Consider the following 14858-nt stretch of genomic DNA (forward strand, 5'->3'; position numbering starts at 1 on the left):
GCGATCGCGATGCTCTATCTTGCGGTCGGTTGCGGCGCCGCCATCGGTGCGCTGGCGCGTTATCTGTGCGCACCCCTGATGCTATCGCTGATCGGTCTCGGGCCGCTGTGGGCGACCGGCTTCGTCAATGTTGCGGGCTCGTTCGTGATCGGGCTGTTTGCGGCTCTCAGCGGACCGGGGGGCCGGCTGCAGGTGTCGCCGGCAGCGCGCCTGTTCGTGACCACCGGCTTCTGTGGTGGTTTCACCACGTTCTCGGCCATGAGCCTGGATACGTTCCTGCTGGCGACAGGTAGCGGCCCCGCTGTTGCCGGCGTCTACCTCTGCCTCTCCGTCGCGCTATCGCTCGCTGCCGTCTGGTCGGGCTATGGCCTCGCCACGCAGATCAACCGCCGTGGTGGGAACAGCACATAACGCCGGTCAGTAGGCAGCGCACGTCAAGCGACGGGCGTTACAAGCGTGACGGGATTGCGCGGCGCGTCGTGCCGGAATTTCGCGCCGATCTTGTTACTCCCGGTGTCTCTGCAGCGTGACCAGCTATGGGCTGTAGCGCACGAAGACGGGCCAGCCTGCGATAGCAGTCGCGTTCGTATCCCCTGGTGCGCGCTTCAGACCGAGGTGACACCATGAAACGATCCGCAGCCAAAATCCTCCGCGAATACGGCCCCTTTCCGGGCGCCGACCATGTGCATGGCGTGACGTTCGATGGCCAGCACGTCTGGTTTGCGTCGGGCGACAAGCTGAACGCCTTCGATGCCAAGAGCGGGACCATGGTGCGTTCGATCGATGTTATCGCCGATGGTGGAACGGCGTTCGACGGCCGGCACCTGTTTCAGATTTCAGGCGATCGCATCATCAAGATCGATCCGACGACCGGCCGTGTGCTCGCCACGATCCCGGCACCCGGCAGCGGCGGCGACTCAGGCCTGGCATGGGCCGAGGGGACGCTGTGGGTGGGCCAGCATCGCGGCCGTCGGCTCTATCAGATCGATCCCGATACGGGCGCGATTTTGCGCACCATCGAATCCAATCGCGTCGTGACCGGCGTGACCTGGGTCGACGGCGAACTCTGGCACGGCACCTGGGAGAGCGACGAGAGCGATATCAGGCGAATCGATCCGCAAACGGGCGAGGTCCTGGAACGGCTCGATATGCCATCCGGCATCGCCATGACCGGCCTGGAGTCCGATGGCAGCGGCCGGTTCTTCTGCGGTGGTGGCGGCAGCGGGAAGGTGAGGGTCGTGCGCCGGCCCCGGCGGCGCGTCGCCGCTGCCATGCTCAAGCGGCCGAAGCGGCCTGCGGGATCAAAGGGGAAGAGCTGAATGTCGATGCCCGGCGAGCCTGGCATCAAAAGCCGTCGGCGCTGGTGATCACCGGCGCCGACATTCCTTGAACGAGACGGAATTTTACGCCTTGCAGCTGGGCGACTCGGCGGCCTCGCCCTCGCAGCGCACGCCTTCGACGTCGATCACGAGCTCGATCTCGTCGCCCAGTGCCGGGATGAACTTGGTCATGCCGAAATCGGAGCGCTTGATCTTGCCGCGGGCGCTGAAGCCGGCGGTCAGTACCTTCTTGTAGGCCGGGAAGGGATGCTCGGCGATGCGCGTGAACTTGACCTCGAGCGTGACCGGCTTGGTGACACCCAACAGCGTCAGCTCGCCCGTCATGCGGCCGGTGTTCTCGCCGGTCTTCTCGACCTTCGTCGACTTGAAGGTCATGGTCGGGAACTTCTCGCTGTCGAAGAAGTCCGCCGTGCGCAGATGCTTGTCGCGTGCCTCGAAGTTGGTGTCAACGCTCTTGGTCTGGACCGTGGCCGACACGGCGCTGGCCTCTGGCTTGTCCTTGTCGAAGGTGATCTCGCCCGTGGCGTCGTTGAAGCGCCCATGCACGGTCGAGAAGCCGATATGGGTGACCTGGAAGCCGATATAGATGTGGCTGCGGTCGAGCTTCAGGTTTACCGGCTCGGCCGCCGCGGGCAGGGCGCCGAACGCAATGCCGGCAGCGAGCAAGGTTGTTGTGATCAGACGCATGAAACCCCTCCTTGGTTGAGTTGCACTTGACACACTTGGCCCACCCTGAGGCCGTATCGCGCGGCCTGCTCAGGATGCGGTTGGCGATCACTTCGCGCGTGTCGCCACGACCTCCAGGATGACGGCGACGTCGTTGGGTACGGCATCGGTGGCTTTCCAGTCGCCCTGGCCGACGCCGTAGTCGAGGCGCTTGATGTCGACGCGGCCGCGCGCCGTGGCGCGCACCTGGCCGGGCTTGGCCGGGTCGTCGGCGATGGCCAAGGTGAAGGGCAGCGCCAGGTCCTTCGACGCGTCGCGAATGGTGAGCTTGCCGTCGGCGCGGTACTTGCCGTCGCCGTCGCTCACCACCTTGTCGGCGATGAAACGCGCGGCGGGAAATTTCTTGGCCGCCAGCAGATCGGGGCCGGTCATCGCCTCGTCGATGTCCTTGGTGCCGGTGGTGCCGGTCCCGACCTCGATGGTGATGTCGATCTTCGCGCCCGTCAGGTTGGCCGGGTCGAGCACGATGGTGCCGCTGAACTTGCCGAAGCTGCCCTTGACCGGCACGCCCATCTGCTTGGTCTCGAAGCCGAGCTTGCTGGCGGCGGCATCGATCGTCCACGGATCGGCCGGACCGGCGACGGCGGGACCGGCCAGCGCCAGTCCAAGCAGGGCAAGACAGCTGCTTCTCGCGATCACGAACAACTCCGTCATTTGGCAAAAGGCAACATGCGCCGCAGCACGCCGTCGCGCCGCAATACGTCGTGGCGGATGACGGCCGCGACATGCAGGACGATCACGGCGATCAAGGCGCGCGAAAGGAAGTAGTGCGTAGTCTGCAGCGTCTTGAACCAGGCCTCATCCTTGCCGACGAGGTCGGGCAGCTGCCAGAGACCGAACCACACCACGGGGATGCCGGCAGCTGAGCTCATCATCCAGCCGGTGAGCGGCATGGCAAACAGCAGGGCATAGAGCGCCGCATGGCCCCAGGGCGCCAGCAGCCGGTCGAGCGGGGCCAGCGTCTGGGGCAGCGCCGGCGGCCGGTGCACATGGCGCCAGACCAGGCGCAGCACGCTCAAGGCCAGCACGGTGATGCCGGCCCATTTATGCCAGGAATAGACCTTGGCCTTCTGCAGGCTGATGGGCAGCCCGACCATCCACAGTCCCAGGCACAGCATGCCGATGACCAGCAGCGCCGTCAGCCAATGGAATGCCTTGGCGGTGGGGTCATAGGTGGGGGAGACGGCTGGTGGAGGGTGAGACCCGGTCATTCTTGTTGCGCCGCGACAAGGAAGCCCGAGCACTAGCAAAAGGTAACCTGACCGACACCTGACAATAAATTGATGAAGCGGGACGCCTGAGCCCCCGAGGTCACACCTCGCGGGCGTCGCGGCGGCGGTAGAGCCAGAGCATGCCGCGCGCGAGGCGCTTGGCGAGCGCGTGGGCGGGAATCGGGCGCAGCGGGGTGACGGGCAGGGCCAGGTCGCTGATCGCGGCGCGGCCGGCTGCCCAGCGCGCCAGCTCGGGGCCCAGGGCCGTGGCCAGCGCCACCCCGCGGCCGTTGCAGCCGATCCAGGTCGCGACGCCGGGGGCAAGTTCATGCAGGTGCGGGAAGTAGTCGGCGGTCATGCCGACATAACCGCACCAGATGTGATCGAACGTCACGTCGCCCAGCTGCGGAAAGAGGCCCTGCAGGCGGGCGCCGACATGGGCGGGCAGGCGGCGCTCCATGTCGGCGCGCCACAGCAGCGGAGCGCCGGTCACCAGGCGATGATCGTGCGTGTAGCGGCAGAAATGCAGATCGCCGCGGGTATCGCTCATCGCTTGGCGGCCGGGCAGCAGGGTCTTGCACACGTTGTCGGACAGCGGCCGTGTTGCCATCTGGAAGCTGAAGACCGGGATCACGCTGCGCTTCAGGCCCGGCCAGACGTCGTCGGTGTAGGCGTTGGTGGCGATGACGACGCGGCCGGCGCGCAGGGCACCGGCCGGCGTGCGCACGCGCCAGCCTCCGTCGGGCAGGGACTCGATCGACCGCGCCGGTGACTGGGTGAAGATGGCGGCGCCGTGGGCGAGGGCGACACGCGCCAGGCCGCGCGCGAACGCGAGCGGGTTGATGTGGCCGCCGCTGCGGTTGAGCCAGGCGCCATGGTAGGCATCGCTGCCCAGCAGCGCTGCCGTCTGCTGTCGATCCAGCAACTCGACCGGCGCACCCAGTGCACCCCATTCCTTGAACCGGCGCGCGGCGACCTTGGTGAGGCGGCCGGGCGTATGGGCCGGCTGCACCCAGCCGGACTGCTCGGCGGCGCAGTCGATGGCATGACGGCGCACCAGGTCGAATACGGTCTGCGCCGAGTCCCGCACCAGGCCAGCGAAGCGCTCGCCACGCTCGCGACCGAATGCCGCGACCATCGCCGAGGGATCGGCCCGGCTCATGGTCGGGATGACCTGGCCGTTGTTGCGACCCGAGGCACCGGAACCGATGTCGCCGGCTTCGACCACGGCGCACGACACGCCGGCTTCAGCCAGGTGCAGCGCCGTCGACAGGCCCGAAAAGCCGCCGCCCACGATCGCGACATCGACGTCCCGGTCACCGTCCAACGGACCGGTGTGCGGTGCCGGCGGGGCCGCGGCGTGCCAGAATGCGGCGGAGAGATCGGTCGAGATCAATGGTCACACCTGCGTGACAGCCAACAAGACCGTCATGATGACCGAAAAACCCTACCGGCTGGTAAGGCTTTCGTCAGTGTCAGTTATCATGTTCCGAAAGTCCCCCCGGATGATTAGGATCAGACATGCGGTTGTTGCTGGTAGAGGACGAGGCCGAACTCGCCCGTCTGGTGCGTGTCAACCTGACGCGCGAAGGGTTCGCGGTCGACCTGGCGCCGACTCTCGAAGAGGCTCGCTCGGCAATGGCGACGGCACGATACGACGTCATCCTGCTCGATCTGTCGATGCCGGATGGCGACGGATTGGACCTGTTGGCGTCATGGCGGCGCACCGGCAATGCGACGCCGGTCATCGCCGTGACAGCGCGCGACGCCATCGACGAGCGGGTGCAGGGGCTGAATGTCGGCGCCGACGACTATCTCGGCAAGCCCTACGCCCAGAGCGAGCTGGTGGCGCGCATCCGCGCCCTGTTGCGGCGTCCCAACGGCGCGCTGGGCATGCGGCTGAAAGCCGGCAACCTGGAGTACGACGCCTCCAGCAGCGCCGTCAGCGTCGGCGGCGACAGCCTGCCGCTGCCGCGGCGCGAGCTCACCCTGCTGGAACTGCTGATGCGTCGCGTCGGCCAGGTGGTGACGCGGCAGACCATCGAGAACGGCCTTTACGGCTTCGACGACGATGTCGACTCCAATGCCATGGAGGCCAGCGTCTCACGCTTGCGCAAACGGCTGGTTTCGGCCGGCGCGACGGTGAACATCCACACCGTGCGCGGTGTCGGCTACATGTTGACCGCCGACAAGTCGGCTGCTGTCGCCTGATGAGCGCGTCGCGGGCAGGCATGTCCGTCCGCCGGCGCCTGCTGCGGAATTTCTCACTGCTGTTTCTTGGCACCATCGCGGTGCTCTCGTTGTTCTATCTGTGGGCGTCGTGGAACAACCGCGATGCCGAGGCCGATGACGAGCTGGAGGAGATCGCCGGCATTGTTGTCGCCAAGGCCGAGCGCGGCCATGACGGAAAGGTCAGCCTGCACTACGGCCCCAGGCGCCAGGAACTGCTGGCTGATGTCCAGGGCCTGCAGGTCTTCGTCTACGATCCGGTGAACAAGGAAGTTCTGATCGAGCAGCCGGTCGGCATGCGCAAGGGGCTGCCGCTGTCGCCGGAGATCGCCTGGAAATTCGCGTTCCTGGTGGTCGACCGCGACAGCGAGCCGGAGAGGCCGCGCTTGCAGTTGCTGCTGGCCACGCTCGACTCGCCGGCCGGGCCGTTGCAGGTGGCCATCGGACGTGACGAGCCGCACGATACGCTGCAGCCGCGCTGGGTGGCCTATACGGTGATGCGCGAGGTGCTGCCGGTGATCGGGCCGATCCTGCTGCTGGCCATCGGTATCGCGCTCTACACCTTGACCAAGGCGCTGGCGCCGGTCGCCAAGGCGGCCGAAGAGGCCAACCGTATCACCGTCGACACCATGGGCAAGCGGCTCGACACGGCGGTGCCGGCCGAGATCCGGCCGCTGGTCGCGGCCTTCAACCGGGCGCTCGACCGGCTGGATGCCGGTTTCGCCGAGCAGCGCCGCTTCACCGCCAACGCCGCGCACGAACTGCGCACGCCGCTGGCCTTGCTGCGCGCGCGGCTGGACGGCATGGGCGACGCCGACGCAGCCGAGGCGTTCCGGCCCGATCTGGAGCGCATGACCCGCCTGATCGAGCAGTTGCTGGCCGTGTCGCGATTGGATTCGCACATGCCGATGACCAAGGCCGATGTCGACCTGATCGATATCGCGGGCGACGTCGTGGCACGCATGGCGCCGCTGGCGGTCGCCCAGGACAAGCAGGTGTCGCTGACGGCGCCGGACCACCCGGTGCAGATCTACGGCAATGCCGATGCCTTGTCGGCCGCCGTGCGCAACCTGGTCGAGAACGCGCTGCGCTTCACGCCGGCCGGCTCGGCGGTCGAAGTGGTGGTGGCCGACGGCCCGCACCTGGAAGTCCATGACGCCGGACCGGGCATTCCCGTCGAGGACCGGCCCCACCTGTTCGAACGCTTCTGGCGTGGCCGCAACCGCCAGGGCGGCGCTGGCCTGGGTCTTGCGATCGTGGCCGAGGTGATCGCCCTGCACGGCGGGCGCATCGCGGTGGACAAGAGCCCGATGGGCGGCGCCCGGTTCGACGTCTCGTTCGGTGCGCCGGCGGCGGCGGAGTAGTTTTGCGACTGCGCGCCCGCACGCGTGGTCCGAAAATCACTCAGCCGGTTTCTTCCGTTGCTCGGCTGCCCGTTCGAACAGAGCCAGGGTTTCGGCGTCGGCGCCGGGGCCGGGCGCGTACGTTACGTCGCGGGCCTCCAGATAGCGGCCGTCGCGCGACGTGACGGCCATCGACTGGACCGGGGCGCGCCTGGCCTTGTCGAGGATCCTCACCGGCTCGCCGCCGGCGCCGGAGATCCACTTGTCGCCCCACTGCACCAGCGCAACGATAAGCGGGAACAGGTCGCGGCCGCGTTCGGTCAGTCGATAGGTGAAGCGCTCGACATCGGGCCGCACGGCGATCTTCTCCAGCACGCCGTGATCGACCAGGGTTTGCAGCCGATCGGCGAGGATGTTGCGCGCCATGCCCAGCCGCTGGTGGAACCCCGTGAACGTCGAGATGCCATAGAAGGCGTCGCGCACGATCAGCATCGTCCACTTGTCGCCCAGGATGTCGAGCGCGCGCGCGGCGCTGCAGTTGAACGCCTCAAGCGAGGTGCGGGTCATGTCGCAACGATGCCGGAAATGGTTTCTATAAGCAACTATCTCTCATAGTGATTTTTTAAGACAACCTGTTATTAAAGACAATTTGTGGGCGTTCATTATAAATAGTAGTTTTACAAAACTAAAATTGCCTGATGAAATTGATACCGCTACAGAGGCACAGAGGAGGAAAGACCGATGCCGATGGTGACCGTTCATCATGTCAAAGGTGCGCTCGAAGCGACGCAGAAGGAGGCGCTGGCCGAGGAGATGACGCACGTCCTGCTGACGATCGAAGGCGGCGAGGACACAGAGGCCGGCCGCTCGCTCGCCTGGGTGCGGTTCCAGGAAGTGGACAATGACGACTGGTATGTCGGCGGCACGACCGGCGCCAAGTACGTCTCGGCGGCAGGCAAATTCCTGGTCATTGTCACGGTGCCGGAGGGCTCGATGGAAAAGACGCGCAAATCGCAGGTTCATGCGGCAGTGAATGCGTCGATCCTGAAGATCACCGGCACGACCGATGTTCCGGGGGCCGGCCGGTCGGCGTGGGTGCACGTCATCGAAATCCCCGAAGGACATTGGGGCACCAGCGGCAAGACCGCGGGCGTCATGGGCATCGCCAGGATCGTGGGGCTCGCGCCGCAATCGCCGCTGCTCGATTATCCGCGCGCCTATTTCGACGCCAAGGATCGCCTCTACGACGCCGCCGGCTTTCCGCCCGACGCCGCCGGCCGCGCGGTAGTGCGGTACTGAGGCTGGCCTTGTTTAGGACCGCGCGCGTGAATGCGCGCGGTCCAAAATTGTTACGCCAACTGCAGTGCTGCGATGGGCAGCGGCTTTTCCTTGCCACGCAGGCGGACGTCGTCGAGCGGCAGCGCGATCAGGCCGGACGGCAGGGTCAGCCGGCCGGCGAGATCACCTGAGACGATGATATCGTGGTTGCTGGCGCGCGCGACATCGAGCAGACGCGCCGTGGTATTGAGCGTGTCGCCGACAAAGGCGATCTCGCGCTTCATGCTGCCCATTTCACCGGCGACGATGTCACCGGCGTGCAGCGCGGCACGGAACGAGGGCACGAAGCCGAAGCGACGGCGATAGTCGTCGGCGGCACGCTCGATTCGCCGCGCGATACCGAACGGGCAGAGTGCGCAGCGGGCGCCGCTCAGGGCGGCGTCCTCGGTCCAGGTCAGGATTGCCTCGTCGCCGATATACTTGTGAATCTCGGCGCCGTGGTCGTAGGCGGCGTCGGCGACATGGCGGAAGAACAAGTTGAGCAGCTGGTGGAAGGCGAGAGCGCCCAGACGCTCGGCGGCGGCGGTCGACGCCTTCATGTCGACCATCAGGAACACCCGGCGCTCCAGGCGCGGGCGGTTGTAGCGACCGGTCAACAGGCGGCGCAACTCGCGGAAGCCGACCAGGCGGCCGATTTCGACCGCGGCATTGGCGCCCAGCGACATGACGCCGGCGAACAGCATGATCTCGAAGAACCGCGCGTCGAAGGCGAACGACTGCGGGTTGAAGGGATGGAACAGCAGTCGCGCGAGCTGGATGGTCGCCACCAGGATGGCGACGTAGAGCGCCAGCTTGGCGAGGAAGAACGCCCAGAACGGCCAGTACCGCATTCGCTGCACCAGACGCGAGCGACTGCCGGCGATTTCGAGCCAGATCACGGGAACCGATGCCATCGACGAATTGACGACGCCCTGCAGGCCGCTCAGCCACCGATCGGTCGCATCCTCGTTGTGGGACATCGTCCAACCGAACGCGAAGCTGGCAATCGCGATGATCGTCGCGATGCCGGCGATCATGCGCCATTCGGCCCGGCGCCGATTGCGGTCCTCCTCGTCGAGCACCGCGAGGCCCGGCGCCGAGGCGGGCGACATCGCCGGCGTCGTCACGGTCAGACCACCCGGCGCGCGGCCGTGGCCAGCGCCGCGCGGAATACCTCGCCGTCGACATTGCCGCCGGAACACACCACGCACACGGTGCGGTCACGGATCGGCAGCGCGCCGTTGAGCACGCAGGCCAGGCCCACGGCGCCGCCCGGCTCGACCACCAGCTTGAACTCGCGGAAGGCGAACTCCATTGCGGTCGCGACCTCATCGTCGGTCGCCACCAGGCTGCCGTTGAGGTGCTGGCGCGCCAACGCGAAAGTGTAGTTGCCGGGGGTGGGTGCCAGCAGCGCATCGCAGAACGAGCCCACCAGGCGCTCGTTGCGCTGGTGGGTACCGCTGGCGAGCGAACGGGCGAGGTCGTCGAAGCCGGCCGGCTCGGCGGCGAAGCACTGCGTGGCAGGGCTGATCGCCTTGACGGCGGTGGCGATGCCGCTCGACAGGCCGCCGCCGCTGCAGGGTGCAATGACGGCGTCGAGGCGGGCGCGGGCGGCCTGCGCCTGGTCGATCAGTTCGGGGCCGATCGTGCCCTGGCCGGCGATGATCCAGGGATGATCGTAGGGCGGGATGGGTGTCCTGCCGTCGCGTTCGGCCAGCCCGCGTGCGATCGCCTCGCGGTCGTCCTTGAGGCGATCATAGAGCACGATCTCGGCGCCGCTGGCGCGGGTGTTGGCGACCTTGATGGCGGGCGCATCGCTGGGCATCACGATGGTGGCCGGCGTCGCCAGCAGGCGGGCTGCCTCGGCGACGCCCTGGGCGTGGTTGCCCGATGACCAGGCCACGATGCCAGCCTTGCGCCTGTCGGCATCGAGCTGGCGGATGAAGTTGTAGGCGCCGCGGAACTTGAACGAACCGGTGCGTTGTAGCGGCTCGGCCTTGATCAGCAGCCGGCCGCCGAGGCGGTCGTTGACCCGGGGATTCTCCAGCATCGGCGTGCGCAGCGCGGCACCGTCGATGCGCTGCGCGGCGGCTTCGATATCGGCATAGGCGGGGAGGGGGAGTGGGAGCGTCATGCGCGGCACCTTAGTGGCTGGGAGCGCGCCACTCCAGCGGCGTGCTGCCAGGCTTGACCCGTTCCGTCACAGCCTGTTCAGTCACCGCTGACTGAACAGGAGAACTTCATGGCGGTAATGGATGTCGACCTGGTGCAGCGCGAGGAAGACAAGCGGGCGCTGCTGGCCGCCGGGATGGACGCTGCGCGGGCCCAGGCCTGGATCGCGGCGCGGCCGGCGGCGGTGTCGAGTTACGAGGTCGACCGCGTTGCCTATGGCCGCTACTGGGAATTGAATCACGACCTGCTGGCGAGCCTGCCGCGGCCGCCGGCGCGCAACGAGGCCGAGCGCCTGGCCGCGGCGCGCCTGCTGCAGTCCGGCCGCCACACCCGCCAGCGTTTCATGGCGGCGCATGCGCTGGATGTCTACCGGGCGCTGACCGACGACATGCGCACCTTCGTGCGGGTCGAGCGGCTGGTGGTCGAGGCGGCCCGCCTGGTGCCGGGCCTGGTGCCGACGCCAGATGACATCGCCCTCGAGGCCGAGGGCAAGCAGGGCGACAAGGACGGTATCGAGATCGACCAGGGCATCTTCTGCCACGCCGTGCTGGCGCGGCCCGATACCGGCACGCACCTGTGCCACGCCATGCTGCTGCCGCGCATCGAGGCACGCGCGCGCCTGGCCGAACTGCAGCAGAACGGCCGCGTCGACCTCACCTATGCCGAGGTCGAGCGCCGGGGCGCCGCATCGTACGTGACGCTGAAGAACCCGCGGTACCTGAACGCCGAGGACGACACCACGATGGATCCGCTGGAGATCGCGGTCGACCTGGCGCTGCTGGACCCGCAGACCCAGGTCTGCGTGATGCGCGGCGGCACCGTCGAGCATCCTAAGTACAAGGGCCGCCGCATCTTCCAGGCCGGCATCAACCTGACCCATATCTATAACGGCAAGATCCCGTACCTGTGGTATGTGCGGCGCGACCTGGGCTGGGTCAACAAGGTGATGCGCGGCCATGCGTTCGAGCACATCTCGCCCGACGAGGTGACGGGCGAGACGCACGAAAAGCTGTGGATTGCCCAGCTCGATACGTTTGCCATCGGCGGCGGCTGCCAGGCGCTCCTGGCCATGGACTACAACATCGCCGGCGCCGATGCCTATATGACCTTGCCGGCGCGCAAGGAAGGCATCATCCCCGGCATGGCGAACCTGCGGCTGTGGCGCTTCGTGGGCGATCGCATCACGCGCCAGGCGATCCTCTACGAGCGCGGCCTGCCGTGCGACAGCGACGAGGGACGGCTGATCATCGACCGCATCGTGCCGCCGGACCAGACCGACGCGGCAGTGGCCGAGGCGGTCGAGGGGTTGACCAGCTCCGGCGTGGTCAGCGCGCGGGGCAACCGGGTCGCCATCCGCGCCTCGCAGGAGCCGCTCGACCTGTTCCGCCGCTACGCTGCCGTCTATGCACGCGAGCAGGCACAGTGCCACTTCAGCCCGGCGCTGATCGCCAACCTCGAACGGCACTGGAACGTAGCCCAGCGCAAGATGTGAGGGCGGCGATGGACAGCATCGCCGCGGCGCTGGCCAACCCCACGGTCTACTGGACGTATTTTGCCCTCTGCTTCGCCGTGCTGGTGCTGCCGATGATCGCACTGGCGTGGTGGTATCATGCCAATATCCATAAGACGCCGGGCGGCCGTGCGCTGATGAGACGGCAGTACGAGGTCGGCGTCAGCCGCCGCCCAACCGATGCCGGCCGCATGTTGCGCGCGGCGGTCGAGATGGGCGGCGATATCGAGTCGGATGTCTATGGCGCGCCGGTGCGGCGAATGCAGCACCGGGTCTATGTCGTGACGGGCGTCTGGCTCGCCATGGTCGCGGTAATGTTCGGCATCCTGATCTGGGCCGACACGGTCAACCACGCGACGGGTTGAGCGGACCGGCCCTCTCTTTTCCATCGGTCGGGTGAACGATGCGTCGGGCGCGGGACCGCTGCTAGTACCTGCTATCGCTCGAGTGTGACTCGGGACTGTCATCCCGAGCGCAGCGAGGGATCTTTTGATGCAGGCGCACCCGTACGTCACTTGCAGAAGATCCCTCGCTGCGCTCGGGATGACAGCTGTATCAGTGACGCGTGATTCCGGGTACTAGCGTGCCGCTCCCTCGCGCACAGCCGTCATGGAGAGTCTCATGGGTGGTTCGACGTTCGGCTACCAGCGGCCCCCGATCCGCTTTCTGGATCAACAGCTTACGCTCGACCCCGCGATCCAGCGGATGATGTTGGAGATCGAGGCGCAAATGCGGGCGCGCCGGATCATCCAGGAGTGGCTGAACCCGAACTTCCAGCTTCTGCTGCCGCAGTGGAGCCAGCTCCTGGGACCGGCGCCCAATCCGGTCTTTTCGATGCCGCCGCTGCCGGCGTCCGGCCCGGGCTATACGCCCGGCGCCGGTCCGGCGACGCCGCGGCCGGGCGAGGTGTCCGACGTGCTGGGTGCCGTTTACAAGCTGCCGGTCGTGCAGCGCCTCGTCCAGCAGGCGCACGATGAGGCGATGCGTCAGCTCGGCGTGTTGCGCGGCGAGTGGACCAACGCCGGTACAGGCGAGCGCATGACGATGGTCACGATGACGGGCATCGTGGCGGGCAGCATGGTCACCATCATCCTCGCCAACCGGCCGACGCGCGATCTCGCCTTCAGCCTGCTCAAGGACAAGGATATCCCGATCCCCGGTGTCGATGGCCTGTCGTTCCGGATCATGGACCGCGGCGGCGGCACGACCGTGCCGCTGGGCGTGCCCGGCCTGCGGGCATCGGGGCACCTCAACCTGCCGTCCGGCCAGCCACCCGACTACGGCGCCACGATTACCTTCGACGTGATGGAATTCATGCGATCGCGCCGCCGGTAGGGTTCTACTGCAGGCTGGTCACACCCAGGGCTGCGCCGAAGCGGCGGCCGGCCTCCAGGAAGTCGCCGTACTTGCGATGCCGCGCCGTGTGCTGCACGCAGCCGAGCAGCAGCCAGTCGCGGCCCGGCGCACGGTTGCGGTGCCAGTCGTCGAGCAGGCACTGCGCGATCTCCTGATTGTGGGGATCGTTGCCGATTCGCGCGGCGACCAGTGCCAGTCGCGTGATCAGCGGATTGCGATCGGCGCCGCTGTCGAGATAGGCGCGGGTCCAGCCGACGGCCTGCGCGCCATCGAGCGCCAGGATCGCCGCATCGATGCGGTCCAGCAGCTGCCCGGCATCCATCTTGTCGGCGCCGGCGGGCGCGCGCACGTCGGCGGCATGCATGTCGCCGGTGTGGCGCTGATGCCAGGCATTGCGGTTGAGGAAGGACGCAGCGACGTACAGCAGCTTCAGCCGCTGCGGATGCTGGAACGTGTCGTAGAACCAACCCAGCGTGCTGCAGTATTCGGCGCAGTGCTGTGGGATGGAGAAATTGATGTCGTCGTGGGTGCGCACCAGGACCTGGGCGGCGCCGATCTGCAGGACGTCCAGGATCTGGCGCGGGCCCTTGCCGGCGAGCAGCAGCCGGCTGATGTGCTCGATATAGGCCGGCTCCGGTGCGTTCAGCACGGCGTCGAGCAGTGCTGTCACGTCGTCCGCATCGAGCGGCGCGGTGTTGGCCAGCATCGCCCGCTCGCGCGCCGTCGTGCCGCTGTAGGGCACCGCGTGCAGGGCGTGGCCCTCGAGATAGACGGTGACCGCGTTGCAGGCCATCTCGTAGGTCGAGTACCAGCGCGGGCCCACGGCAATGTCGAGCGCGCCGGCATAAACGATGTCGTGCGCATGATCCCAGCCCACGGCATCGCCCAATTCGACGGTCGAGCGGGCGCGAAAGGACTTGTGGCCGGTGGTGTAGGACCGATTCTGGAAGGCGCGGTCCTGCACGTCGATCAGGCCGGCGAACACCAGCTCGGCCAGCACGTCGCGGCGCTGCGCGGGATCCTGCATGAGGCCGAGGAACACGCGGTAGGCCTCGATCACCTGGCCGCGATGCACCAGGGTGAGCCAGTGGCCGAGCCGCTCCTTCAGGCTGCCGTCAAGGGCCAGCGGTTCCTGGTCGGGCCAGTAGACCACGGGCGCCGGCGGCGGCCCGGGCGGCTGCTGGAAGCCGCGCGCATAGTGGCCGGGCGCCTTGACGATCTTCTGGTTCCAGATGTCGAGACCGGTGGGGATGTACCAGATGGTCTGCGCCATCGGCAGACTGGCCAGCGAGTCCGGCAGCATCTTCGCCAGGTTGAGCGTGGCACGTGCGCTCAGCAGGCAGTGGTCGTTGTTGACGAAGTTCACGTAACCGTCGTCGATTCGCTCGTGGTACGGCACGTGGGTATAGGGCGCATGGATGCGCACCGCTTCCGTGAGCAGCTCGTTGAGCGGCCGGCCGGCGCGCACGAGATCGTAGTACGCATCGCTGGCGCCGACCTGGTCGCGCTGCAGGATGCGCTCCTCCAGTCTGGCGTAGAGGGCGTTTGCCATGCGCGGCCTCCCGTTCGACTGCCGACGCCTGTGTGCGGCGTGGGCGCTGCCAGCAGGTTAGGGCCGTGCCGGAACGGTGAGCAACCCGCTGCGGGCAGAGCC

General features: G+C 67.3%; 16 protein-coding genes. 8 read left to right on the forward strand and 8 right to left on the reverse strand.

The features are described 5' to 3' along the window. Positions 1-9 precede the first annotated feature (9 nt). Positions 10-411 carry a CrcB family protein gene (locus FQU96_RS12525; protein WP_146541580.1) on the forward strand — a complete coding sequence of 134 codons (402 nt, stop codon included), beginning with the start codon at positions 10-12 and terminating at the stop codon, positions 409-411. 212 nt (positions 412-623) lie between these two features. Then, positions 624-1319: a PQQ-binding-like beta-propeller repeat protein gene (locus FQU96_RS12530; RefSeq protein WP_146541581.1), complete on the forward strand. Its 696-nt coding sequence runs from the start codon at positions 624-626 to the stop codon at positions 1317-1319. Between the two features lie 84 nt (positions 1320-1403). Here the strand turns inward: FQU96_RS12530 and FQU96_RS12535 are convergent, their stop codons facing one another. From FQU96_RS12535 to FQU96_RS12550, 4 genes are all read right to left on the reverse strand, one after another. Beyond that, positions 1404-2027 (reverse strand): YceI family protein, encoded by a 624-nt coding sequence (locus FQU96_RS12535; protein WP_146541582.1) that lies wholly within the window; start codon positions 2025-2027, stop codon positions 1404-1406. An 87-nt stretch (positions 2028-2114) separates the two neighbouring features. Beyond that, positions 2115-2705: a YceI family protein gene (locus FQU96_RS12540; protein WP_178130473.1), complete on the reverse strand. Its 591-nt coding sequence runs from the start codon at positions 2703-2705 to the stop codon at positions 2115-2117. Between the two features lie 11 nt (positions 2706-2716). Next, on the reverse strand, positions 2717-3277 hold the full coding sequence (locus FQU96_RS12545; RefSeq protein WP_146541584.1) for a cytochrome b: 561 nt from the start codon (positions 3275-3277) through the stop codon (positions 2717-2719). Positions 3278-3377: 100 nt separating this feature from the next. Beyond that, a complete protein-coding gene (locus FQU96_RS12550; RefSeq protein ID WP_146541585.1) occupies positions 3378-4673 on the reverse strand; it encodes an FAD-binding oxidoreductase in 1296 nt (431 codons plus the stop codon). Between the two features lie 125 nt (positions 4674-4798). Between FQU96_RS12550 and FQU96_RS12555 the strand changes: the two genes are divergently transcribed. Together FQU96_RS12555 and FQU96_RS12560 are read left to right on the forward strand one after the other, a co-directional pair. Beyond that, positions 4799-5488, forward strand: a complete 690-nt coding sequence (locus tag FQU96_RS12555) for a response regulator transcription factor (protein ID WP_146541586.1) — start codon at positions 4799-4801, stop codon at positions 5486-5488. A 20-nt stretch (positions 5489-5508) separates the two neighbouring features. Beyond that, a complete protein-coding gene (locus tag FQU96_RS12560; protein ID WP_178130474.1) occupies positions 5509-6870 on the forward strand; it encodes a cell wall metabolism sensor histidine kinase WalK in 1362 nt (453 codons plus the stop codon). A 36-nt stretch (positions 6871-6906) separates the two neighbouring features. Here FQU96_RS12560 and FQU96_RS12565 read toward each other — a convergent pair whose 3' ends face one another. Continuing rightward, the gene (locus FQU96_RS12565) at positions 6907-7416 is read right to left on the reverse strand and encodes a helix-turn-helix domain-containing protein (protein ID WP_146541588.1); all 510 of its coding nucleotides are present in this window, start codon (positions 7414-7416) and stop codon (positions 6907-6909) included. Positions 7417-7590: 174 nt separating this feature from the next. Here FQU96_RS12565 and FQU96_RS12570 point away from each other — a divergent pair, with 174 nt between their 5' ends. After that, the gene (locus FQU96_RS12570; RefSeq protein ID WP_146541589.1) at positions 7591-8148 is read left to right on the forward strand and encodes a tautomerase family protein; all 558 of its coding nucleotides are present in this window, start codon (positions 7591-7593) and stop codon (positions 8146-8148) included. 50 nt (positions 8149-8198) lie between these two features. On the opposite strand, the gene FQU96_RS12575 is transcribed toward FQU96_RS12570, so the two are convergent. After that, positions 8199-9293 carry an adenylate/guanylate cyclase domain-containing protein gene (locus FQU96_RS12575; RefSeq protein ID WP_146541590.1) on the reverse strand — a complete coding sequence of 365 codons (1095 nt, stop codon included), beginning with the start codon at positions 9291-9293 and terminating at the stop codon, positions 8199-8201. A gap of 2 nt (positions 9294-9295) precedes the next feature. Then, positions 9296-10300 (reverse strand): threonine/serine dehydratase, encoded by a 1005-nt coding sequence (locus FQU96_RS12580; protein ID WP_146541591.1) that lies wholly within the window; start codon positions 10298-10300, stop codon positions 9296-9298. Between the two features lie 108 nt (positions 10301-10408). Between FQU96_RS12580 and FQU96_RS12585 the strand changes: the two genes are divergently transcribed. The 3 genes from FQU96_RS12585 to FQU96_RS12595 all read left to right on the forward strand — a co-directional run bounded on the left by FQU96_RS12585 (position 10409) and on the right by FQU96_RS12595 (position 13183). After that, entirely contained in the window at positions 10409-11830 is a 1422-nt protein-coding gene (locus FQU96_RS12585; protein WP_146541592.1) for an enoyl-CoA hydratase/isomerase family protein, read from the forward strand. An 8-nt stretch (positions 11831-11838) separates the two neighbouring features. Beyond that, on the forward strand, positions 11839-12213 hold the full coding sequence (locus tag FQU96_RS12590; protein ID WP_146541593.1) for a hypothetical protein: 375 nt from the start codon (positions 11839-11841) through the stop codon (positions 12211-12213). A gap of 256 nt (positions 12214-12469) precedes the next feature. Continuing rightward, on the forward strand, positions 12470-13183 hold the full coding sequence (locus tag FQU96_RS12595) for a hypothetical protein (protein ID WP_146541594.1): 714 nt from the start codon (positions 12470-12472) through the stop codon (positions 13181-13183). A 4-nt stretch (positions 13184-13187) separates the two neighbouring features. On the opposite strand, the gene FQU96_RS12600 is transcribed toward FQU96_RS12595, so the two are convergent. Further along, positions 13188-14756: a hypothetical protein gene (locus FQU96_RS12600; RefSeq protein WP_146541595.1), complete on the reverse strand. Its 1569-nt coding sequence runs from the start codon at positions 14754-14756 to the stop codon at positions 13188-13190. Between the last annotated feature and the right edge of the window lie 102 nt (positions 14757-14858).

Source organism: Reyranella sp. CPCC 100927, assembly GCF_007859315.1.
GTDB lineage: Bacteria > Pseudomonadota > Alphaproteobacteria > Reyranellales > Reyranellaceae > Vineibacter.

What these genes read in the sequence shown, in the direction of transcription:
- FQU96_RS12565 (WP_146541588.1), bottom strand. Translation starts at nt 7,416, where the DNA reads ATGACCCGCACCTCGCTTGAGGCGTTCAACTGCAGCGCCGCGCGCGCG.
- FQU96_RS12590 (WP_146541593.1), top strand. Translation starts at nt 11,839, where the DNA reads ATGGACAGCATCGCCGCGGCGCTGGCCAACCCCACGGTCTACTGGACG.
- FQU96_RS12580 (WP_146541591.1), bottom strand. Translation starts at nt 10,300, where the DNA reads ATGACGCTCCCACTCCCCCTCCCCGCCTATGCCGATATCGAAGCCGCC.
- FQU96_RS12525 (WP_146541580.1), top strand. Translation starts at nt 10, where the DNA reads ATGCTCTATCTTGCGGTCGGTTGCGGCGCCGCCATCGGTGCGCTGGCG.
- FQU96_RS12530 (WP_146541581.1), top strand. Translation starts at nt 624, where the DNA reads ATGAAACGATCCGCAGCCAAAATCCTCCGCGAATACGGCCCCTTTCCG.
- FQU96_RS12600 (WP_146541595.1), bottom strand. Translation starts at nt 14,756, where the DNA reads ATGGCAAACGCCCTCTACGCCAGACTGGAGGAGCGCATCCTGCAGCGC.
- FQU96_RS12555 (WP_146541586.1), top strand. Translation starts at nt 4,799, where the DNA reads ATGCGGTTGTTGCTGGTAGAGGACGAGGCCGAACTCGCCCGTCTGGTG.
- FQU96_RS12545 (WP_146541584.1), bottom strand. Translation starts at nt 3,277, where the DNA reads ATGACCGGGTCTCACCCTCCACCAGCCGTCTCCCCCACCTATGACCCC.
- FQU96_RS12585 (WP_146541592.1), top strand. Translation starts at nt 10,409, where the DNA reads ATGGCGGTAATGGATGTCGACCTGGTGCAGCGCGAGGAAGACAAGCGG.
- FQU96_RS12535 (WP_146541582.1), bottom strand. Translation starts at nt 2,027, where the DNA reads ATGCGTCTGATCACAACAACCTTGCTCGCTGCCGGCATTGCGTTCGGC.
- FQU96_RS12570 (WP_146541589.1), top strand. Translation starts at nt 7,591, where the DNA reads ATGCCGATGGTGACCGTTCATCATGTCAAAGGTGCGCTCGAAGCGACG.
- FQU96_RS12560 (WP_178130474.1), top strand. Translation starts at nt 5,509, where the DNA reads ATGTCCGTCCGCCGGCGCCTGCTGCGGAATTTCTCACTGCTGTTTCTT.
- FQU96_RS12595 (WP_146541594.1), top strand. Translation starts at nt 12,470, where the DNA reads ATGGGTGGTTCGACGTTCGGCTACCAGCGGCCCCCGATCCGCTTTCTG.